Source organism: Dactylosporangium sp. CA-092794, assembly GCF_050948465.1.
GTDB lineage: Bacteria > Actinomycetota > Actinomycetes > Mycobacteriales > Micromonosporaceae > Dactylosporangium.
Genome location: NZ_CP192044.1, coordinates 9858256 through 9879283, shown reverse-complemented (window position 1 = coordinate 9879283; position 21028 = coordinate 9858256). Strand labels below are relative to the sequence as shown.

General features: G+C 71.5%; 16 protein-coding genes and 1 pseudogene. 11 read left to right on the top strand and 6 right to left on the bottom strand.

Translation table 11 applies throughout. From position 1 onward, the window contains the following. Positions 1-6: 6 nt before the first annotated feature. The gene (locus ACQPXD_RS42300; RefSeq protein WP_432828361.1) at positions 7-1266 is read right to left on the bottom strand and encodes an ABC transporter substrate-binding protein; all 1260 of its coding nucleotides are present in this window, start codon (positions 1264-1266) and stop codon (positions 7-9) included. A 298-nt stretch (positions 1267-1564) separates the two neighbouring features. Between ACQPXD_RS42300 and polA the strand changes: the two genes are divergently transcribed. After that, positions 1565-4255 carry a DNA polymerase I gene (gene polA, locus ACQPXD_RS42295; RefSeq protein WP_432828360.1) on the top strand — a complete coding sequence of 897 codons (2691 nt, stop codon included), beginning with the start codon at positions 1565-1567 and terminating at the stop codon, positions 4253-4255. Positions 4256-5284: 1029 nt separating this feature from the next. Here the strand turns inward: polA and ACQPXD_RS42290 are convergent. Next, the gene (locus ACQPXD_RS42290; protein ID WP_432828359.1) at positions 5285-6097 is read right to left on the bottom strand and encodes a class I SAM-dependent methyltransferase; all 813 of its coding nucleotides are present in this window, start codon (positions 6095-6097) and stop codon (positions 5285-5287) included. A gap of 262 nt (positions 6098-6359) precedes the next feature. On the opposite strand from ACQPXD_RS42290, the gene rpsA reads away from it, so the two are divergent. Then, positions 6360-7859: a 30S ribosomal protein S1 gene (rpsA, locus tag ACQPXD_RS42285; RefSeq protein ID WP_432828357.1), complete on the top strand. Its 1500-nt coding sequence runs from the start codon at positions 6360-6362 to the stop codon at positions 7857-7859. An 894-nt stretch (positions 7860-8753) separates the two neighbouring features. Here rpsA and uvrB read toward each other — a convergent pair. Beyond that, a complete protein-coding gene (uvrB, locus tag ACQPXD_RS42280) occupies positions 8754-10919 on the bottom strand; it encodes an excinuclease ABC subunit UvrB (protein ID WP_432828355.1) in 2166 nt (721 codons plus the stop codon). A 346-nt stretch (positions 10920-11265) separates the two neighbouring features. After that, positions 11266-11835 (bottom strand): annotated as a pseudogene (gene coaE / locus ACQPXD_RS42275) (dephospho-CoA kinase); the annotation flags it as partial. Between the two features lie 203 nt (positions 11836-12038). Here coaE and ACQPXD_RS42270 point away from each other — a divergent pair. Together ACQPXD_RS42270 and ACQPXD_RS42265 are read left to right on the top strand one after the other, a co-directional pair. Further along, positions 12039-12221 (top strand): hypothetical protein, encoded by a 183-nt coding sequence (locus ACQPXD_RS42270; protein ID WP_432828353.1) that lies wholly within the window; start codon positions 12039-12041, stop codon positions 12219-12221. Positions 12222-12312: 91 nt separating this feature from the next. Continuing rightward, positions 12313-13263, top strand: a complete 951-nt coding sequence (locus ACQPXD_RS42265) for a hypothetical protein (RefSeq protein ID WP_432828351.1) — start codon at positions 12313-12315, stop codon at positions 13261-13263. Here ACQPXD_RS42265 and ACQPXD_RS42260 read toward each other — a convergent pair. Continuing rightward, complete coding sequence (locus ACQPXD_RS42260) at positions 13260-13553, bottom strand: antibiotic biosynthesis monooxygenase family protein (RefSeq protein ID WP_432828349.1); 294 nt, start codon at positions 13551-13553, stop codon at positions 13260-13262. The two genes, ACQPXD_RS42265 and ACQPXD_RS42260, sit on opposite strands and share 4 nt — an antisense overlap. Positions 13554-13575: 22 nt before the next feature. On the opposite strand from ACQPXD_RS42260, the gene pnuC reads away from it, so the two are divergent. Genes pnuC through ACQPXD_RS42225 form a run of 7 tightly spaced genes read left to right on the top strand, consistent with a single transcriptional unit; the run spans position 13576 to position 20462 of the window. Beyond that, complete coding sequence (pnuC, locus tag ACQPXD_RS42255; protein ID WP_432828347.1) at positions 13576-14205, top strand: nicotinamide riboside transporter PnuC; 630 nt, start codon at positions 13576-13578, stop codon at positions 14203-14205. After that, a complete protein-coding gene (locus ACQPXD_RS42250; protein WP_432828345.1) occupies positions 14190-15284 on the top strand; it encodes an AAA family ATPase in 1095 nt (364 codons plus the stop codon). The genes pnuC and ACQPXD_RS42250 overlap by 16 nt, the downstream gene beginning before the upstream one ends. Positions 15285-15294: 10 nt before the next feature. Continuing rightward, the gene (locus ACQPXD_RS42245; RefSeq protein ID WP_432828343.1) at positions 15295-16230 is read left to right on the top strand and encodes an STM4015 family protein; all 936 of its coding nucleotides are present in this window, start codon (positions 15295-15297) and stop codon (positions 16228-16230) included. Continuing rightward, positions 16227-17258: an STM4014 family protein gene (locus ACQPXD_RS42240; RefSeq protein ID WP_432828341.1), complete on the top strand. Its 1032-nt coding sequence runs from the start codon at positions 16227-16229 to the stop codon at positions 17256-17258. The genes ACQPXD_RS42245 and ACQPXD_RS42240 overlap by 4 nt, the downstream gene beginning before the upstream one ends. Then, entirely contained in the window at positions 17255-18049 is a 795-nt protein-coding gene (locus ACQPXD_RS42235; protein WP_432828339.1) for an STM4013/SEN3800 family hydrolase, read from the top strand. The genes ACQPXD_RS42240 and ACQPXD_RS42235 overlap by 4 nt, the downstream gene beginning before the upstream one ends. Beyond that, positions 18043-19566, top strand: coding sequence for an STM4012 family radical SAM protein (locus ACQPXD_RS42230; protein WP_432828337.1), 1524 nt, complete (start codon positions 18043-18045; stop codon positions 19564-19566). The genes ACQPXD_RS42235 and ACQPXD_RS42230 overlap by 7 nt, the downstream gene beginning before the upstream one ends. After that, positions 19563-20462: an STM4011 family radical SAM protein gene (locus tag ACQPXD_RS42225; protein ID WP_432828335.1), complete on the top strand. Its 900-nt coding sequence runs from the start codon at positions 19563-19565 to the stop codon at positions 20460-20462. The genes ACQPXD_RS42230 and ACQPXD_RS42225 overlap by 4 nt, the downstream gene beginning before the upstream one ends. Here ACQPXD_RS42225 and ACQPXD_RS42220 read toward each other — a convergent pair. Beyond that, positions 20443-20991: a TIGR03086 family metal-binding protein gene (locus tag ACQPXD_RS42220; protein WP_432828333.1), complete on the bottom strand. Its 549-nt coding sequence runs from the start codon at positions 20989-20991 to the stop codon at positions 20443-20445. The two genes, ACQPXD_RS42225 and ACQPXD_RS42220, sit on opposite strands and share 20 nt — an antisense overlap. Positions 20992-21028 lie beyond the last annotated feature (37 nt).

Sequence of the window (21028 nt, the reverse complement as noted above, 5' to 3'; positions counted from 1 at the left end):
GCTGGATCAGATCTTGCCGGACTGGAACTTGACGTCCGGGAGCAGCTTGTTGTCGGGGCCGTAGGTGTAGACACCGATGGTGGCCTCGGCCGGGTCGCCGGCGTCGTTGAAGGAGATCGGGCCGCTCACGCCGTCGTAGTCGATGTCCTTGCCGGCCTTGATCAGGTCGACGCAGGCCTTGAAGGCGGTGCACTTCTCGCCGCCCTTGGAGACGGTGGTGAGGTGCTTGGCGATCTCGCCCGGGTTGTCGCTCTTGGCCTCCTCGGCCGCGAGGGCGGCGAGGACCGTGGCGTCGTAGGACTCCGCGGCGTAGTTGAAGTCCTTGAGGTCCTTGTTGACGCCCAGGAGCTTCTGCTTGAAGTCGGCCTTGGTCTCGGCGCCGGGCTGGGTGCCCTTGTAGCCGTTGAGCGTGCCGGCCGGGAAGTCCTTCGAGTAGTCGGCGATGTTGCCGTCGACGAAGTACCACTTCTTGGTCTTGAGGCCGGCCTCGACCAGCTTCGGGACGATCTTCTTGGTCTCGTCGAAGCCGATGATCGCGATCGCGTCGGGGTTGGCCTGCTTGATCTTGGCGACGTCGGCGGAGAAGTCCGCGGCCTTCGGGTCGTAGGTGACCGACTCGACGACCTTGCCGCCGCCGCTCTCGATCTCCGCCTTGGCGTTCTGGCCGAGGCCGACGCCGTAGGAGTCGTTGAGGATCAGCATGCCCGTGGTCGCGTTGCCGTCCTGCACGATCAGGTCACCGAGCACGCGGCCCTGCAGGGTGTCCGGCGGGGCGGTGCGGAAGTAGAGCCCGTGGTCGTTGTACGTGGTGAACGCCGTCGACGTGTTCGCCGGCGAGATCTCGACGACCCCGGCACCGGTGATCTTGTCGATGACCGACAGCGAGACGGAGGACGAGGCCGCGCCGATGATGACGTCGGTCTTGTCGGTGAGCAGCTTGTTCACCGACTGGGTGGCGATGTCCGTGGAGGTGTCACCCGAGTCCATGTGCTGGATCTGGACGGGCTTGCCGAGCGCGCCGCCGTTGTCGTTGATCTCCTTGATGGCAAGGTCGACGCCGGCGAACTCCGGCGGGCCGAGGAAGGCCAGCGAGCCGGTCTGCGGCAGGATCGTGCCGATCTTGAGCACGCCGTCACCGGCCGCCGCGGCACCGCTGGTCGCGCCGGTGGCAGGGCTATTGGACGTGTCGTCACCGCACGCGGCGAGCGCCAGGCAGGCTGCGCTCAGCACGGCGACGGAGCGCCATCCGAGATTGGGGCGGATCATCACCTGTCTCCTTTTTAACAGCGCGGTAGGCGTGGTTGCGCCTAGATGCCAAGACGCTGATGAAGGCACAACCTAATGACACTCACCGCGCGGCACTAGGCCTTCGGCCCAACACGCCCAAGGAAGTTGCGCAGTCGTAATCTTCCTGTTCGCAACCGCAACGGGATTCGCATTGTCCCGAGTTTTCGGATGGCGTGTCCGGACATGCGGGATCCATGGTGCAATCCGGACAATTGGGGTGTAACGCTCGCGGGGCTGCGGCAAAAACTGTCGTACCCCCCGACTAGGCTCGCAAAGCGTGACGGGTTCGACTGACTCCAGGCTGTTGCTGCTCGACGGGCACTCGCTCGCCTACCGGGCGTTCTTCGCCCTGCCCGCGGAGAATTTCTCCACGGCCACCGGGCAGGTGACCAACGCCGTCTTCGGCTTCACGTCGATGCTGATCAACATGCTGCGCGACGAGCAGCCGACGCACATCGCCGTCGCGTTCGACGTGTCCCGGCAGACGTTCCGCCTGGAGAAGTATGCGGAGTACAAGGCCAACCGCACCGCCACCAGGCCCGAGTTCTCCGGTCAGGTCGACCTGATCAAGGAGGTGCTCAACGCCCTGCGCATCCCGTTCGTGGAGAAGCCGGGCTACGAGGCCGACGACGTGATCGCGACGCTGGCCCGGCACGCCACCGAGCACGGCATGGCCACCTCGATCGTCACCGGCGACCGCGACGCCTTCCAGCTGGTCAACGACAACGTCACGGTGCTGTATCTCAAGCGCGGCGTCACCGAGATGGATCGCATGACGCCGGCGAGGGTCGAGGAGCGCTACGGGATCCCGCCGGCGCAGTATCGGGACAAGGCGGCGCTCGTCGGCGAGGACAGCGACAACCTGTCCGGGGTGCCCGGCGTCGGCGACAAGACCGCGGCGAAGTGGATCGTGCAGTTCGGCGGCCTCGACGGGATCATCGCCCGGGTCGACGAGATCAAGGGCAAGGCCGGCGAGAACGTGCGCGCGCACCTCGCCGAGGTCATGCGCAACTACGAGCTCAACCAGCTCGTCGACGAGCTCGAGCTGCCGGTCGAGCCGGAGGACCTGCGCTGGCGCGGGTGGGACCGCGAGGCCGTGCACCGGGTGTTCGACTCGCTGGAGTTCCGGGTGCTGCGCGACCGGCTCTATCAGTATCTGGAGGCCGTCGAGCCGGAGGCGGAGTCGGGCTTCGAGCTGGCCGGCACGGTGCTCAAGGACGGCGTCGCCGCCTGGCTCGACGAGCACGCCCCGGCCGGCACCCGGGTCGGCGTGGCCGCCGCCGGGCGGTTCGGCCGCGGCACCGGCTCGCTCACCGGCCTCGCGCTCGCCGTCGCCGACGGGCCGGCCGCGTGGTTCGACCCGGCCGAGCTCGACCCGGCCGACGACGCCGCGGTGGGGGCGTGGCTGGCCGCCGAGGACCGGCCCAAGGTGCTGCACGACGTCAAGCCGGTGCGGCTGGCGGTGCTGGCCCGCGGCTGGGAGCTGCGCGGCGTGGTCAGCGACACCGCCCTGGAGGCCTATCTGGCCCGCCCCGACCAGCGCTCCTACGACCTCAACGACCTCGCCCTGCGCTACCTCAAGCGGGAGCTGCGCGTCGACGCGCCGGACAACGGCCAGCTGACGCTGGAGGGGCTGGGCGGCAACACCGCCGAGGCCGAGGAGAATCTGATGCTGCGCGCCCGGGCCACCCTCGACCTGGCCGACGCGATCGGCGAGGAGCTGCAGCGCGACGGCGACTCCTCCGCCCGGCTGCTCGCCGAGGTGGAGCTGCCGCTGGTCAACGTCCTGGCCGAGATGGAGCGGGCCGGGATCGCCGCCGACACCGATTATCTGAGCGAGCTCGAGGCGCAGTTCGCGGCCGGGGTCAAGGCCGCCGCCCAGGGGGCCTATGAGGTGATCGGGCGGGAGTTCAACCTCGGCTCGCCCAAGCAGCTGCAGGAGATCCTGTTCAACGAGCTCGGGCTGCCGAAGACGAAGCGGATCAAGACGGGCTACACGACCGACGCCGACGCGCTGCAGAGCCTGTTCGCGCAGACCGAGCACCCGCTGCTGGCGCACCTGCTGCGCCACCGCGACGTGGCCAAGCTCAAGACGACCGTCGACGGGCTGCTCAAGTCGGTCAGCGACGACGGGCGCATCCACACGACGTATTTCCAGACCGTCGCGGCCACCGGCCGGCTGTCCAGCACCGACCCCAACCTGCAGAACATCCCGATCCGCACCGAGGAGGGCCGGCGCATCCGGCGCGCGTTCGTGGTCGGCGAGGGCTACGAGACGCTGCTGACCGCCGACTACAGCCAGATCGAGATGCGCATCATGGCGCACCTGTCCAAGGACGAGGCGCTCATCGAGGCGTTCAACTCCGGCTTCGACTTCCACGCCGCGACCGCGTCCTCGGTCTTCTCCGTCCCCGTCGCCGAGGTCATCCCCGACCAGCGCCGCAAGATCAAGGCGATGAACTACGGCCTCGCCTACGGCCTCTCCTCCTACGGCCTCGGCACCCAGCTCGGCATCTCCGCGGCCGATGCCACCGTCCTCATGGAGGAATATTTCGCCACGTTCGGCGGCGTCCGCGACTACCTGCGCCAGATCGTCGCCCAGGCCCGCCGCGACGGCTACACCGAGACGGTGCTCGGCCGCCGCCGCTACCTGCCCGACCTCAACAGCGACAACCGCCAGCGCCGCGAGATGGCCGAGCGCATGGCCCTCAACGCCCCCATCCAGGGCTCCGCCGCCGACATCATCAAGGTCGCGATGCTCCGCGTCGACGCCGCCCTGCGCACCGCCGGCCTCCGCTCCCGCATGCTCCTGCAGGTCCACGACGAGCTCGTCTTCGAAATCGCCCCAGGCGAACGCCCCCCGGTCGAAGCCTTGGTCCGCGCCGAGATGGGCGGCGCCTACCCCCTCGACGTCCCCCTGGGCGTCTCCGTCGGCGCCGGCACCGACTGGAACGCCGCCGACCACTAACCCCCGCCCCCGCCCCCGTCCCTGCCGCCCGCCGCCGCCCCCCGCTCCGCCCGCAGCCGCCGCTCCGCCCCTGCCCCCCCGCAGCCGCCCTCCTTGGCCGCCGCGGCCGGCTCGCCCCTGTGGCCAGCCACGGTCCGTTCCGCGGGCCGCCGCGGGCCGTCCCGGGGGTGGCGCGGGTCGCTGCGGGGTCTGCGCGGTTCGTGCCGTTGGCGGTTTCGGGGTGCTGCGGCGTTGGTCGCCTTGGGCGGTCGCTGTCCGTTGTTGGCGGTGGCGTGGGCCGTTTCGAGGTCCGTGTCATCCCACTGGGCCCGTCAGCCCCCCGACGGTTGCCGCCCCGTGGGCGGCCGCCTGCTGTCCGGGCGGTGGGCACCCCGTCCGCCCGTGATGCTGTCGGCGCGCAGCATGGCGCAGCGACCGGAAGTCTCCGTGATCATGCGCATCCGGGCCCGACACCAACGGTTTTTCATGATCGTGGAGTGGTGATGTACCCCCGTGTACCGAAAGGTTCCGGGATCATGGCAAACCCGTGGTGCGGTCACCGCGGACATCATGATCACGGAGACTTTCATCCGCCCCGGGCCGCCCGGATCGGAGGTTGCGCCCGGCGGGTGCGACATCCGCACCGCACCGCATCGCACCGTCCCGCCGCGTCGGCCCGGGGTCGGCGCCGATGACCGCGCTGGCGGAGTCCGTCCGCAGGGTGAGATACCGGGTGAGCTTTCCGACCTGCGTCCGTCCGGTTGCCGCTGCTCCGATCTGTTGCTCGTACCGATTGCGGCCTTTGCCCGGTCTGCTCGCGGCTCCGTGGCAGAGCGAGTCCTAACGAGTCCGACGACCGTTGGCGTGGAAACCTCGCCGGTCGGTCGTGCACCTGCTCGAACACCATGCCCGCACCCTCGACCCGGACGGACATTTCCGAAATATCGCTCATGCCCGTCTGATGCCGACTCTTGCCGACGTGTGCGCCGTGCCTTGGCGGTTTGGTGCATTGGCGTTGGCTAAAGCGGAAATATCGGTCTTTATGCGGTTTTAGGGTGCCGGCTTGGTGGTCACGAAGATGGCGGTGCCGGGGAAGATCTTGCCGCGCAGCGGGCTCCACTGGCCCCAGGTCTCCTTGTGGCCGTTCGGCCACTCGGGCTCGATCAGGTCGTCCAGGACGAAGCCGGCGGAGACCAGCTCGCGGATGCGGTCGCCGAGGGTGCGGTGCTGCTCGACGTAGGTCGGAATGTGGCGTTCGTCCTCTTCGACGTAGGCGCGGCGGTCGAAGTACGAGTGGACGGCGACCAGTCCGCCCTCGCCCGGGTCGTCGAGGAACACCCAGCGCATGGGATGGGTGATCGAGAACGCCCAGCGGCCGCCGGGGCGCAGGACGCGGTGGACCTCGCGCATGACGCGGGCCGAGTCCGCCACGAACGGCACCGCGCCGAAGGCCGTGCAGACGATGTCGAATACGCCCTCGGCGAACGGCAGGGCGCTCGCGTCGGCCTGCAGCAGGGGTACCTCGACACCCGAACGGGTGGCTCCGGCGCGGGCGTGGCGGAGCATTCCGGCGGACAGATCGGCCGCAATCGGTCGCGCGCCCTGGGTCTTGAGCCAGCGGGAGCAGGCGGCGGCGCCGCAGCCGATCTCCATTACCAGCTTGCCGGTGACGTCGCCGAGCAGGTGCGCGTCGGCCTCGCGCAGGCCCTCGGGGCACCAGACGAAGTCGGCATCGCCCAGGAAGGAACCGTGTTCTGCCTGGTAGGCGTCGGCGTCGTCGTCCCACCAGCGTCGGCTGGCCCGGCGGCTCTCGGCGGGACTCACGGCGCGTCGTGTGACGCCTGCGTCAGGTGACGATTCCATGGGGAGCAACTTAGGCCCTGGCGAAGTCGGCAGATCGGGTCTGGGGGAGGGTTGGACCATGTGGTATTGCGCAGGGTAGGCTGATCGGTGCACTCGTGGGTTTGTGCGCCTCGGCATGGAGCAGGCTCACGGTCGCCGAACACATCCTGAGCATCCAATGCACTGATCCTGCACTGCGACTGGTGGGTTGTGCCCGACGACGGGTCCGCGGGAGCGCGCAGGTCCACCCACCGCAAATCCACCGACCGGAGCAACAGCCCACATGACGAGCAGCATCGAGGCCACCTCGAGCGCCAGCAGCAACAAGGTCACCGTCGACGACCTCGGTTCCGAGGAGGCGTTCCTCGCCGCCATCGACGAGACCATCAAGTACTTCAATGACGGCGACATCGTCGAAGGCACCGTCGTCAAGGTCGATCGGGACGAGGTCCTGCTCGACATCGGCTACAAGACCGAGGGTGTCATTCCCTCGCGCGAGCTGTCGATCAAGCATGATGTCGACCCTGCTGAGGTCGTGTCGGTCGGTGACCACATCGAGGCCCTCGTCCTGCAGAAGGAGGACAAGGAAGGCCGCCTGATCCTCTCGAAGAAGCGTGCGCAGTACGAGCGCGCGTGGGGCACGATCGAGAAGATCAAGGAGGACGACGGCGTCGTCCGCGGCTCCGTCATCGAGGTTGTCAAGGGTGGTCTTATCCTCGACATCGGGCTGCGCGGCTTCCTGCCGGCCTCGCTCGTCGAGATGCGCCGGGTGCGCGACCTGCAGCCGTATGTGGGCCGCGAGCTCGAGGCGAAGATTATCGAGCTGGACAAGAACCGCAACAACGTGGTCCTGTCCCGCCGGGCCTACCTCGAGCAGACCCAGTCCGAGGTGCGCACCGAGTTCCTGCACAAGCTGCAGAAGGGCCAGGTCCGCAAGGGCGTCGTCTCTTCGATCGTCAACTTCGGTGCGTTCGTCGACCTCGGTGGTGTCGACGGCCTGGTCCACGTCTCCGAGCTGTCCTGGAAGCACATCGATCACCCGTCCGAGGTGGTCGAGGTCGGCCAGGAGGTGGAGGTCGAGGTCCTCGACGTCGATCTGGACCGCGAGCGCGTCTCCCTGTCGCTGAAGGCGACCCAGGAGGACCCGTGGCGTCAGTTCGCCCGCACCCACGCCATCCAGCAGATCGTGCCCGGTAAGGTCACCAAGCTCGTCCCGTTCGGCGCCTTCGTCCGCGTCGACGACGGCATCGAGGGCCTGGTGCACATCTCCGAGCTGGCCGAGCGCCACGTGGAGATCCCCGAGCAGGTCGTCCAGGTCGGCTCCGACGTCATGGTCAAGGTCATCGACATCGACCTGGAGCGCCGCCGGATCTCCCTGTCGCTCAAGCAGGCCAACGAGGGCTTCGTCGAGGGCGAGGAGCACTTCGACCCGACCCTCTACGGCATGTCGGCCACCTACGACGAGCAGGGCAACTACATCTACCCGGAGGGCTTCGACCCGGAGACCGCCGAGTGGATGCCCGGCTTCGAGAAGCAGCGCGAGGCGTGGGAGCAGCAGTACGCTGAGGCCCGCCAGCGCTGGGAGGCCCACACCAAGCAGGTGCAGTCCGCCCGCCAGGCCGACGCCACCGCCGAGCCGGCCGCAGCCGCCCCGGCCACCGGCGGCTCGGTCAGCTCGTCGACCCCGACCGCAGCCCGCGCCCCGGAGGAGCCCTCCGGCACCCTCGCCACCGACGAGGCCCTGGCCGCCCTGCGCGAGAAGCTCGCCGGCGGCAAGAGCTGACCTAGCACCACCCGCACCACCACCCACCCACCCAGCACCACGAAGAAGCCCCGGCCCCAACACGGGCCGGGGCTTCTCCACATCCGCCCGCACCCACCGCCCGCTACCCGCCGCCCGCCCGCCCGGCCGTCGCCCACCCGCCGTCGCCCGCCCGTCGCCCACCCGCCGTCGCCCGCCCGTCGCTCGCCGGCCGTCGCTCGTCGCCCGCCGCCCGTCGCCCGTCGCCCGCCCACGCGCCCGCCGCCCGGCCGCCCGTCGCCCGTCGCCCGCCCACGCGCCCGCCGCCCGGCCGCCCGTCGCCCGTCGCCCGCCCACGCGCTCGCCGCCCGCCCGTCGCTCGCCGCCCGCCCGCCCGTCGCTCGCCGGCCGTCGCCCGCCGGTCGGCGCGGCCGTAAGTCTCCGTGATCATGCCGAACTCGCGACCCGCACCCGGGTTTTTCATGATCACGGAGTGTTTATGTACCCATAGGTACCATATGTATCCATGATCATGAAAAACCCGTGGTGTCCGAGTGGCCATGTGCATGATCGTGGAGAGTTGTGTCCGCCGCAGCCAAGACAGCCTCGAGCGCACGCGGAGTGTGATCGCGGTGCACGCCTGCAGTAACCGCGAATCCTTCCGTTCCGAAGGTCGGCCGGGCGAATGGCACACGGCTCTGGCAGGGCTGCAACGCGAGGCGGCCGCAACCGGCGGTCGGACCCGATGTCGTCCGGCGGCCAGCGGGTTTGACCAGGAAAACGGCCGCAAACTCGCGCCCCGACCTCGCCTCGGGCGGCGGAAAACCACGACGGCCCGCAACGCCCCCACGGCAAGCACCAACGACGGCGAAGGCGGGCGGGGGCGCACCCCGGCCCCCGCCCCGGAGAGGTCCTGCCCCCGGGGGCAGGAGGTCGCTACTTCACGCCGGCCACGTCCATCGCGCGGAGTTCCTTCTTCAGCTCGGCTACCTCGTCGCGGATGCGGGCGGCCAGCTCGAACTGCAGCTCGCGGGCCGCGCCCAGCATCTGGTCGTTCAGGTCCTGGATGAGCGAGGCCAGCTCGGCGCGGGCCATGCCAGCGCGGGCGGGTGCGGACCCGGCGGCCGCCGCGGTCGCGGCGCCCTTCGTGCCGCCGCCCTTCTGGCGGGCGCGGATGTTCTCCGGCGACTTGCCGCGGCTCATCTGCCGGCCGCCGCCGATGGCGACGGCGCCGCCCGGGCCGTGGCCGGTCACGGCGCCCGCCGTGTCCTCGGCCTCGCGGTAGATGTCGTCGAGGATGTCGCCGAGCTTCTTGCGCAGCGGCTGCGGGTCGATGCCGTTGGCCTTGTTGTAGGCCGTCTGCTTGTCGCGCCGGCGGTTGGTCTCGTCGATCGCCAGCGCCATCGACGGGGTCATCTTGTCCGCATACATGTGGACCTGGCCGGACACGTTGCGGGCCGCGCGGCCGATGGTCTGGATCAGGCTGGTGCCTGAGCGCAGGAACCCCTCCTTGTCCGCATCGAGGATCGCGACCAGGCTGACCTCCGGCAGGTCGAGGCCCTCGCGCAGCAGGTTGATGCCGACGAGCACGTCGAACTCACCGCGGCGCAGCTCGCGCAGCAGCTCCACCCGGCGCAGCGTGTCGACCTCCGAGTGCAGGTAACGCACCCGGATGCCGTGCTCCAGCAGGTAGTCGGTGAGGTCCTCGGCCATCTTCTTCGTCAGGGTCGTGACCAGGACCCGCTCGTCGCGCTCGGTGCGCAGCTTGATCTCGTGCATGAGGTCGTCGATCTGGCCCTTGGTCGGCTTGAGCACCACCTCGGGGTCGACCAGTCCGGTCGGGCGAATGACCTGCTCCACGAACTCGCCTTGCGTCTTGTCCAGCTCCCACGGCCCGGGAGTCGCCGACAGGTAAACCGTCTGGCCGACCCGATCCTCGAACTCGTCGAAGCGCAGCGGCCGGTTGTCCTGGGCGCTGGGCAGCCGGAAGCCGTGCTCGACCAGCGTGCGCTTGCGGGAGGCATCGCCCTCGTACATGCCGCCGATCTGCGGGACGGTCGCGTGCGACTCGTCGATCACCGTCAGGAAGTCGTCGGGGAAGTAGTCGAGCAGGCAGTGCGGCGGGCTGCCGGCCTCCCGGCCGTCGATGTGCCGGGAGTAGTTCTCGATGCCGTTGCAGAAGCCGACCTGGCGCATCATCTCCACGTCGTAGGTGGTGCGCATGCGCAGTCGTTGAGCCTCCAGCAGCTTGCCCTCCCGCTCGAGCTCGGCGAGGCGCTCCTCCAGCTCCACCTCGATGGCGGCGATGGCCCGCTCCATGCGCTCCGGCCCGGCCGCGTAGTGCGTCGCCGGGAAGATCATCAGCGAGTCCGTCTGGCGGATCTCGTCGCCGGTGAGCGGGTGGAGATACGACAGCCGCTCGATCTCGTCGCCGAAGAACTCGATGCGGATCGCCAGCTCCTCATACGCCGGGATGATCTCCAGCGTGTCACCGCGGACGCGGAAGGTGCCCCGGTTGAACGCCATGTCGTTGCGCGTGTACTGGATATCGACCAGTCGTCGCAGCAGCTTGTCGCGGTCGATCTCCTCGCCGACGGTGACCTTGGCCGCCCGATCCAGATACTCCTCCGGCGTGCCCAGGCCGTAGATCGCCGACACGGTCGCGACCACAATGACGTCGCGCCGGGTCAGCAGGCTCATCGTCGCCGAGTGCCGCAGCCGCTCCACCTCCTCGTTGACCGACGAGTCCTTCTCGATGTAGGTGTCGGTCTGCGGGATGTAGGCCTCGGGCTGGTAGTAGTCGTAGTAGCTGACGAAGTATTCGACCGCGTTCTGCGGCATCAGGTCGCGGAACTCCTTGGCCAGCTGCGCGGCCAGGGTCTTGTTGTGGGCGAGCACCAGCGTCGGGCGCTGCAGCCGCTCCACCAGCCACGCCGTGGTCGCGCTCTTGCCGGTGCCGGTCGCGCCGAGCAGGACCGTGTGCCGCTCACCGGCGCGCACCCGCTTGGCGAGCGCCTCGATCGCCGTGGGCTGGTCGCCGGAGGGCGTGTAGTCGCTGACCACCTCGAAACGGCGGTCCAAGCGTGGGATGTCGAGCGCCATGACCCAACCGTACGCGCGGGGTACGACAGTTTTTGGGGCCCTCGCCCTGGGTACTCGATCGTATTCAGCCTGACGATTGTGTGGGGAACATCACCGGTCTACGGTAGATGGCGTAGGCCGCTCGCGGCGGCCGACCGGAGAGCCGGCCCGCCCATCACGCGGGTCCTCCCGGCGCCCGGTTGCTGCCCCGGCCCCTCACGGTCGGCGAGCGCACCAGGGACGGATCGCGCGAAGCGCGCGACCGGCCGCCGCGAGCGCCCCTGCGTGTCGTGGACCGCGCCAACGGGGCGGCCTCATGCAGTACCACTCCCGGGAAATGCCGCAATCAGGCGGACTTGATGCGCTCCCAGGCGGTCGCGACCGCGCGGTCCAGGTCTTCCGGGGTGCCGTCGTTCTCGATCGCGATGTCCGCGACGGCGCGGCGCTGCTCGTCCGTCGCCTGTTTCGCGATGCGGGCCATGGCCTCGTCGTGGGTCATGCCGCGCAGCCGGGTCAGCCGGTCCAGCCGCGTCTGCAGGGTCGCGAAGACCACGATGACCAGCTCGTACAGCCCGGCCATGCCCTTCTCGACGATCAGCGGCACGTCATTGACCACGACCGCGTCCGGCGGGGCCGCCGCGATGAGTTCGGCCGAGCGCGCACGGACCAGCGGATGCGTGATCTCCTCCAGGCGGCGGCGGGCGTCGTCGTCGGCGAAGACGACGCTCGCCAGCGCCGCGCGGTCGAGCGCGCCGTCCGGCGTGAGCACCTTGTCGCCGAAGGCCTCGGCGACCCTGGCCAGGCCGGCCGTGCCCGGCTCCACGACCTCGCGGGCGATCCGGTCGGCGTCGATGATCACGGCGCCCAGGGCCGCCAGCCGGGTCGCGACCGCGCTCTTGCCGGCGCCGATACCGCCGGTCAGCCCAACCATCCTCATGGTGACCATCACACCGGAAGGTGAATCGTCGCACGCGGGCGGGGGTGTGGCGGCGTGGTTTGCACGGATTGCACGGTTTGTCAAGATATCTTCCGACTCAGGTGAGATTCGGGGGGGCGATCATGACAGTGGGGCGACACAGCCTGGGCCGGCCGGGCCTGGCGCGCCGCGATTGGGCAGGCTTCATGCCGCAGCGTGGTGGGGTGATTGCGAGTGGTCGCCGGCTGCTGCGGCGGGCGCGGCACCGGCGCGGTCGGCGGGCGTGGCAGGCCCGGCCGGAGGCGAGGGCGTTCCTGGCCGCCGTGGCGGTGCTGGGCGTACTGGCCGTGAGCGGTTGGTACACGGCCAGCGGCGCCTCCGCGGTCGCGCAGATGCTGGCCCGCTGAGAGCGACCGTTCCGCCGTGGCGCGAGAGGTGGCGGTCAGCGATACTCTGCCGGGCAACTGCACAATTGCCAGGACCAGAAGGACGCGCCGCATGGAGCCGGGACACCCCCAACGGCAGGACCCGCCGACGGAGCACAGCCACGACCAGGTGAACGGTTCGCCGCCGCGGCCGAAGAGCCGGCGTGGCTGGATGTCGGACTCGCCGCTGGACGGTGGCTCCGGCTGGCCCACCTCGGCGTACTCGATCGTGCCGCGCCAGCCGGCCCCGCCCGCCGCGGAGGAAGCGCCCCTGGTCGTTGAGGAGGCCGTGCCCGAGCCCTCGCGCAAGGGGCGGGTCGTCGCGCTCGTCGCCGGGCTGGTCGTGCTGGTCATCGCGGCCGTCGGCGGGGTGCTGGCGACACGCAAGCATTCGGCGCGGGACAACGACGCCATCGCCGTGAGTACCCCTTCGTTCGACGCGACCGCCACTGCGGACCCTGCGGTCATCGCGGACCCGTCCTTGGACGCCGGTGGCGGGGCCGGGGGCGGAAGCACCGGCGGCGCTGTCCCGAGCGCGGGTGGCGCTACCCCGAGCGCTGCCGCCAGTGCGACGGCGCAGCCAAGCGCGGGCAGCAGCGCCGAAGCCACGACGGCCCCAGCGGTCGCGCCGCCGCCGGCGACCAGCATCCTGCGCTCCGGGACCGCCCAGCTGGCGGTGCTGGCCGGGCAGCCCGACGACGCGTACGACTTCGACAGCGGCAGCAAGCAGATCGCCGGCGCCGACGCGACCGCCGGGGCACTGGGCATCTCGGCGGCGAACGGGGCCAAGTTCGCGGTGCTGACCACGGCGGAAACGCCCTCGCTGGCCGCCTGCTCGGCGGTGCCGCTCCCGCAGTGGAGCAGCCAGGTGCTGCTCGCGACCCTGCTGCCGGGGGCGAAGGTGTGCGTGCGGACCAGCGAGGACCGTTACGGGTGGTTCATGACCCGCACCGGCGAGTTGCTGACCGGCGCGCTCTACACCACGAACCTGGACTACATCGTCTACAAGAAGGCGGGCGACTAAGGCTCGAGGTCGGTGAAGTGCTCGACGCGCGGGGCGCCGTCGAAGTAGGGGCCGATGAGCCCGCGCCACTGACCGAAGCGCTCGGTGGCGCGGAAGTTGTCCAGGTGTGCCTCCACGGAGTCCCACTCCACCAGCAGGACGAACCGTGAGGGACTCTCGACGCCCCGGGTCATCCGCACCGAGCGGCAGCCCGGTGTGGTCACGAGAATTTCCTGAGCCTTACGGTAAGCGGCGGCGAATTCATCCTCGCGGCCTTCGAGCACGTCGATCAGTGCGACCTCCAGAACCATTCCGCAAGGGTAAAGGACCTCGGTGCTCGACTGGCTGACCTCCCCGGCGTTCCACGCCCTCGGCGCCGCGACGACCTGGGCCGAGCTGCTCGGCTTCGCCAGCGGACTGGCGACGGTGTACCTGGTCGTGCGGCAACACATCGCCAACTGGCCGCTGGGCATCGCCAACGTCCTGCTGCTCATGGTCGCCTTCTGGCACGCGGGCCTCTACGGCGACGCCTGGCTGCAGGTCGTCTACGTGGTGCTCGGGGCCTACGGCTGGTGGCGGTGGAGCACGGGCGCGCTCGTGCAGCGGGTGCGCACGACGACCCGGGCCGAGTGGTGGTGGCTCGGCGCCGCGGGCGTCGGCCTCACCGTGGTGCTGTGGTGGTACCTCGACCGCTTCACCGAGTCGACCGTGCCCTGGCCCGACGCCGCCACGACCGCGGTGTCGCTGCTGGCCACCTACGGCCAGACCCGCCGGCTCGTGGAGAGCTGGTGGCTGTGGATCGCCGTCGACGTCGTCTACGTCCCCCTCTACGGCTACAAGAACCTGTGGCTGACCGCGCTGCTCTACCTGGTCTTCCTGGCGCTGTGCGGGCTCGGGCTGCGGGCCTGGCGGGCGGAGCTGCGTGCCGCGAGCGAGGCGAGGCCGGCGTGGTCCACGGACTGATCGTCGGCAAGTTCTACCCGCCGCACGCCGGGCACCACCACCTCATCGACACGGCCGCGCGGGCCTGCGACGAGGTGACCGTGGTCGTCGCACCATCCACAGTGGAGTCGATCCCGTTGGCGGACCGGCTGGTGTGGCTGCGCGAGGTCCATGCCGGCAGCCCGCACGTGCGCTTCGTCGGCATCCACGACGACCTGCCGATCGACTACGGATCGGCGGAGGTCTGGGAGGCCCACTGCGCGCTGTTCCGCGCGGCCGTCGGCGATCGCCCGGTCGATCGTGTGTTTTCTTCCGAGGGGTACGGCGACGAACTGGCCCGTCGCTTCGGTGCCGTGCACGTGCCGGTCGACCCGGCCCGGGCCGCCGTGCCCGTCTCCGGCACCGCGGTGCGCGCCGACCCGGTGGCCGCCTGGCCGTTCCTGTCGCCGCCGGTGCGTGGCTGGTTTGCCCGCCGGGTGGTGGTCGTCGGCGCGGAGTCGACGGGCACCACGACGCTGGCCCGCGCCCTGGCCACGCATCTTCGCCTGCGCGGAGGAGTTTTCGCCGGTACCACCTGGGTCGAGGAATACGGTCGCACGCTGACGTCGGCGAAATTGGCCGATCTGGCACCGGATCAGGGCGTGGTCGACCTCGTCTGGACGCGCGAGGACTTCGTGACCGTCGCGCGGGAGCAGAACGCCGCCGAGGACGCCGCCGCCCGATCCGGCGGTCCCATTCTGGTCTGTGACACCGACAGTTTGGCAACAGCGATTTGGGAAGAGCGCTACTTGGGCAGCACATCGTCAGCAGTCCGTGACGCTGCGCGTAAACCGGCGCTGTACCTCTTGACAAGCGACGAGGGCGTGCCGTTTGAGGACGACGGCATGCGTGACGGCGAGCATCTGCGCGCCTGGATGACCGGGCGGTTCCGCGCCGAGCTCGCCGCGAGCGGGGTGCCGTGGATCGAGCTGACCGGGCCGTACCGCGCCCGGCTCACCGCCGCGGTCCGCGCCTGCGACGCATTGCTCGCCCAGGGCTGGAATCTCGCGTCTCCGCTGCTCCCGGCCGACGCGCCGAGAAATGTCAGAGGGTCCTGCTAACGTCCCGCCCATGACGAACGGCAGCAACATCACCTCGTTTGCCGGTCTGCCCGTGCAGCGCTTCAACCCCGGCCCGGGGGGCCGCCGGGAGGCCGCGCGACGGGCCGGCCAGGCGGTCGCGTGGCGGATCGAATCCGGCTACGGCGACGGTGAGGGGGTCCGGGCGGCGTTCGACGGGTTGCTCGACACGGTCGGCGGCGCGACGGTGCGGGCGCTGGTGATCGGCCAGTGGGGCGACCCGTTCGAAGACCCGCCGCCGCTCGACATGCTGACCGGGGCCCGCGACCGGCTGCCCAACCTGCGCGCGCTGTTCATCGGCGAGATGACCGCGGAGGAGTGCGAGATCTCCTGGATCAAGCACGACGACGTCGCGCCGCTGCTCGCGGCGTTCCCGGCGCTGGAGGTGTTGTGGATCCGCGGCGCCGACGGGCTGCGGCTCTCCCCGGTGCGGCACCGGCGGCTGCGGGAGCTGGCCGTGCAGAGCGGCGGCCTGCCGGTCGAGTTCGTCCGCGGCATCGCCGACTCGTCGTTCCCCGCGCTGGAGGACCTGGAGCTGTGGCTGGGCGTCCAGGAGTATGGCGGCGACGTCTCGGTCGAGGACCTCGCCCCGATCCTCGGCGGCGCGGATTTACCGGCGCTGCGCCGCCTCGCCCTGCGCAACGCGGAGATCGCCGACGAGCTCGCCGCGGCCGTGGCCGCCGCGCCGGTGGTGGCCCGGCTGCGGGAGCTGGATCTGTCGCTCGGCGCGCTGTCCGACGCGGGCGCGGAGTCGCTGCTGCTCGGCCAGCCGCTGACCCACCTGACGGCGCTCAACCTGTCCCACCACTTCATGTCCGCCGACCTCGCCGAGCGGCTGGCGCAGGAGCTGCCCGGCGTCGACGTCGACACCAGCGACGAGCAGGACGAGGAAGAGGACGGCTTCAGATACGTGTCGGTGGCGGAATGAGCGCCATCACGGTGGTCGGGATCCGCGGGCACCGGCGGGTGGAGCTGTTCCGCGCCGCCGCGGTGGCGGGCGGGCTCGGCGATCCCGACGTGGTCGACTGGCGGGAGGTGTGCGCGGGCGATTTCGCCATCGCACCCGGCTCGACCATCCGGCTGGAGTCCCCGGGCGAGGACGCGGAGGTCGACCGGCTGCTGCGCGGCGCCGACGAGCCGGCCGCCCACGGCGAGATCGTCGGGCTCGCCGAGTGGTATCGGGGCTTCCTCGCGGCGGCCCGCCGGGTCGAGCGCCGGGCCACCGGGCCGCTGCTCAACCCGGTCGGCGACCTGGCCGTGCTCTTCGACAAGCGCCGCTGCCACGCCCTGCTGCGCGAGCGGGGCGTGCCGGTGCCCGACGGGTTCGCCGCCGCCGGCTATGCCGACGTCCGCGCCAGCGGCTGGCCCCGGGTCTTCGTCAAGCCGGCCCACGGCAGCTCCGCGTCGGGCGTGATGGCCCTCGCTTTCGCCGCGGGCCGGGTGAGCGCCTACACCTCCGCGGTCCTCGACGACGGGCGGCTGTTCAACGAGCTGCGGGTGCACCACTACACCGACGAGCGGCAGGCCGCCGCGATCGTCGACCGGCTCGGCGCCGACGGGCTGCACGTCGAGCGCTGGTTCCCCAAGGCGGGCCACGACGGGCGGGTCTTCGACCTGCGGGTGGTCGTCGTCGCCGGCCGGGCCACGCACGTGGTGGCCCGCACCAGCCGCACGCCGATGACCAACCTGCACCTCGGCAACGCCCGCGGCGACCTGGCCGCGATCCGGGCCGCGGCGGGGCCGCGGCGCTGGACGGAGGCGATGGAGACCTGCGAGCGGGCCGCCGCCTGCTTCCCGGGCAGCCTGCACGTGGGCGTCGACCTGATGTTCGCGCCCGGCTACGCCACCCACGCCGTGGCCGAGGTCAACGCGTTCGGCGACCTGCTGCCCGGGCTGCTGGCCGGCGGCCGGGACACTTACGCGGCCGAGGTGGCCGCGATGGCGGTGGCCGCATGAGATCCCTGCTCGGCAGCCACGACCTGCTCTTCGTCACCCTCGACACGCTCCGCTTCGACGTGGCCGCCGACCTGCTCGCCCGGGGCCGCACGCCCAACCTGGCCCGGGTGCTGCCCGGCGGCGCGTGGCAGCGGCGGCACACGCCGGCGTCGTTCACCTACGCCGCCCACCACGCGTTCTTCGGCGGGTTCCTGCCCACCCCGGTGACCCCCGGCCCGCACGAGCGGCCGTTCGCCGCCCAATTCCCGGGCAGCACCACCGTCGGCGCCGACACCTGGGTCTTCGACGCCCCCGACCTCGTCACCGGGCTGCGCGCGGTCGGCTACCACACGATCTGCCTCGGCGGCGTCGGGTTCTTCGCGATGACCTCGGCGCAGGGCGCGGTCCTGCCGGGGCTCTTCGACGAGGCGCACTGGACCAGCGAGTTCGGCGTCACCAACCCGGCCTGCTTCGAGGCGCAGCTGGCCCGGCTGGCGCAGGTGCTGCCCCCGGCGGGGCCGGCGTTCACGTTCCTCAACGTGGCCGCGATGCACCAGCCCAACCGGCACTACCTGCCGGGCGCGGCGCACGACTCGATCGCCTCCCACGGTGCGGCGCTGGAGTATGTCGACCGGCACCTGCCGACGCTGCTGCGCCTGGTCGCCTCGCGGGGCCGGCCGTGCCGGGTGATCATGTGCAGCGACCACGGCACCGCCTACGGCGAGGACGGCCACACCGGCCACCGCGTCGCGCACGAGGTCGTGTGGACGGTGCCGTATGCGGAGTTCACCCTGGAGGCCGGCGCATGGTGAACCTCGGCTCGCCGTATCAGGGATATCTCTACGCCTATCCGCACAAGACCGCCTACCGGCCGCTGGACCCGCGGCCCCGCCTCGCCGACGTCTGGGCCGGCGAGGACCGCAGCGCTCTGTTCCTCTACGTCCACGTGCCGTATTGCGAGATGCGCTGCGGGTTCTGCAACCTGTTCACCCGGGCCAACCCGCCGGAGGGACAGGTCGCGGGCTACCTCGCCCAGCTGCGCCGGCAGGCCCGCCGGGTCGCGGCGGCGATCCCCGGCGCCCGGTTCGCACGGGCGGCGATCGGCGGCGGCACCCCGACGTATCTCACCGCGGGCGAGCTCACCGAGCTCTTCGATCTGGTCGAGGACGCGACCGGCGCCGGCCTGCGGTCCGTGCCGATGTCGGTGGAGACCTCCCCGGCCACGGCTACCCCCGAGCGGCTCGCCGTGCTCACCGAGCGCGGCGCCACCCGGATCAGCATCGGCGTGCAGAGCTTTCTCGACGGGGAGGCGCACGCGGCCGGCCGCCCGCAGCGGCGCGCCGAGGTCGACCGCGCGCTCGCCGCGATCCGCGCCGCCGGCCCCGCCGCCCTCAACCTGGACCTGATCTACGGCATCCCCGGCCAGACCCGCGAGACCTGGGACACCTCGCTCACCGCCGCACTGCAGTGGAAGCCCGAGGAGTTGTACCTCTACCCGCTCTACGTCCGGCCGATGACCGGGCTCGGCCGGCACGCCCTCGACGGGGCCGACCCGCAGTGGGACGCGCAGCGGCTGGCGCTCTACCGGCACGCCGTGGCCCGGCTCACCGACGCCGGCTACGAGCAACTGTCGATGCGCCAGTTCCGTCACCGCGACGCCGCCCCGCCCGAGCGGCCTGAGCCCGCGCCGCCGGGGCAGCACGAGGCCGCCCGGTCGGTGCGGCGTGACGCCACCGCGGACGCGTGGCGTGACGGCGCGCCGGGAGGTCAGCGTGACGCCGTGCCGGAAGGTCAACGTGACGCCGCGGGGGACGGGTGGCGTGACGGAGCACCGGAAGGGCGGCGTGAGGCTGCGGCCGACGGGCGGCGCGGCGGCGCGTCGGACGGCGGGGCCGATTACTGCTGCCAGGACGACGGCATGGTCGGGCTGGGCTGCGGCGCCCGGTCGTATACCGCCGCCCTGCACTACTCGTTCGACTACGCCGTCGGGGTCCGGCCGGTGCGCGGCATCCTGGACGACTACCTGTCCCGGCCGGAGCGGGACTTCGACGTGGCCGAGGTCGGGTTCGCGCTCGACGGTGCCGAGCAGCGCCGCCGCTGGCTGCTCAAGTCGCTGCTACGGGCCGAGGGGCTCGACGCCGGGCGGTATCGGGACCGGTTCGGCACCGCCGTCGACGACGACTTCCCGGCCCTGGCCCGGCTGCGCGACGCCGGCTACCTCGAGGGGCACCGGCTCACCGCCGAGGGCCTGGCGCACTCCGACGCGATCGGGCCGTGGCTGATCTCCGCCGGCGTGCGCGCCGCGATGGCCGGGCACGTGCCGCGATGATCCGCATCCTCTACCGCGGGCCGCTGGCCAGCTGCAACTACGACTGCCCGTATTGCCCGTTCGCCAAGCGCCGTGACCCGCCCGACCGGCTGCGCGCCGACCGGGCCGCGCTGGAGCGGTTCGTCGCCTGGGTTCGCGACGAGGCGCCCGCGGCGGGCGGCGGCGAGGTCGAGGTGCTGTTCACGCCGTGGGGGGAGGGGCTCACCCGGTCGTGGTACCGCACCGCCCTGGTCGAGCTCTCCCACCTGCCGCACGTCGGCCGGGCGGCGATCCAGACCAACCTGTCCGGCCGGCTCGGCTGGGTGGCCGGGGCTGACCCGGCGCGGCTGGCGCTGTGGTGCACGTACCACCCGGGCCAGACGACCCTCGATCGCTTCCTGGCCGCCTGTTCGACGCTGCGCCGCCACGGCGTGCGGCACTCGGTGGGGATCGTCGGGCTGCCAGAGCACCTCGGCGCCGCGACCGTCCTGCGCCGCGAGTTGCCCGCCGAGGCGTATCTGTGGGTGAACGCGGCGGACGGCCACGCCTACTCGGCGGCGGAGGAGGCGGCGTGGACCGCGATCGATCCGCTGTTCGGCTACAGCGTGCGGCCGCACGAGTCGCTGGGACGGGACTGCCGCACCGGCGACGAGGTCATCTCGGTGCTCGGCGACGGCACGGTCCGCCGCTGCCACTTCGTGCCCGAGCCGCTGGGCAACCTCTACGACGGCTCGTGGGCGGCCCGCCGCGGCCCCCGGCCCTGCCCCAACAACACCTGCGACTGCCACATCGGCTACGTCCACCTGCGCACGCTGCCGCTGTATGAGGTGTTCGCCGGGGGAGTGCTGGAGCGGATCCCGCACGAACGTCCACTGTGGTCGGTCCCGGCGGCCGCGGTCAGGGGCGGCGGCCGATGAACGCGAGGAGCTTCGTCTGCGGGTCGGCGTCGTCGGGGACCTCGACGCGCGGGCCGTAGTGGCCGCTGGAGCGCAGCAGCGCGTCCATGGGCAGCATGCCCTCGAGCATCGCCGCGCAGCGCGCCTGGTCCAGGCGCTCGTCCTGGCCGGTGGCGCGGGCCAGGTCCCAGGTGTGCAGGAACACGTCGGAGGTGTAGAAGGTGGCGATCGCGGCCGGCAGCGGCAGCTCGCCGGTGTTGGGGTTGCGCAGCACGACGGCGGCGGTGGCCGGGTCGTCCAGCAGGGCCTGGACCGCGCCGGCGTGCGCCTCCCAGGCGGCGACCGGGTCGGCGTCGACCGGCGGGCCGGCGGGCAGCTCGACATCGGCTCCGAAGCGCACGAAGCCGCGGGACCACTCGATCAGGTGACGGACCACGTCGCGGGCCACCCAGCCCTCGCACGGGGCCGGCGCGTCCCAGTCGGTGGCGCCGCGGACCAGTCCGGTGAAGCGGCCGGCGGTGGCGCGGTGGTCGTCGGCGGCGGTGGTCAACGGGGCCTCCTCGGCAAACAGCGGGCAAACGGCGGAG

Coding starts and splice junctions, on each gene's coding strand:
- ACQPXD_RS42300 (WP_432828361.1), bottom strand. CDS start 1,266: ATGATCCGCCCCAATCTCGGATGGCGCTCCGTCGCCGTGCTGAGCGCA.
- ACQPXD_RS42290 (WP_432828359.1), bottom strand. CDS start 6,097: ATGGAATCGTCACCTGACGCAGGCGTCACACGACGCGCCGTGAGTCCC.
- rpsA (WP_432828357.1), top strand. CDS start 6,360: ATGACGAGCAGCATCGAGGCCACCTCGAGCGCCAGCAGCAACAAGGTC.
- uvrB (WP_432828355.1), bottom strand. CDS start 10,919: ATGGCGCTCGACATCCCACGCTTGGACCGCCGTTTCGAGGTGGTCAGC.
- ACQPXD_RS42265 (WP_432828351.1), top strand. CDS start 12,313: ATGGAGCCGGGACACCCCCAACGGCAGGACCCGCCGACGGAGCACAGC.
- ACQPXD_RS42260 (WP_432828349.1), bottom strand. CDS start 13,553: ATGGTTCTGGAGGTCGCACTGATCGACGTGCTCGAAGGCCGCGAGGAT.
- ACQPXD_RS42245 (WP_432828343.1), top strand. CDS start 15,295: ATGACGAACGGCAGCAACATCACCTCGTTTGCCGGTCTGCCCGTGCAG.
- ACQPXD_RS42240 (WP_432828341.1), top strand. CDS start 16,227: ATGAGCGCCATCACGGTGGTCGGGATCCGCGGGCACCGGCGGGTGGAG.
- ACQPXD_RS42235 (WP_432828339.1), top strand. CDS start 17,255: ATGAGATCCCTGCTCGGCAGCCACGACCTGCTCTTCGTCACCCTCGAC.
- ACQPXD_RS42230 (WP_432828337.1), top strand. CDS start 18,043: ATGGTGAACCTCGGCTCGCCGTATCAGGGATATCTCTACGCCTATCCG.
- ACQPXD_RS42225 (WP_432828335.1), top strand. CDS start 19,563: ATGATCCGCATCCTCTACCGCGGGCCGCTGGCCAGCTGCAACTACGAC.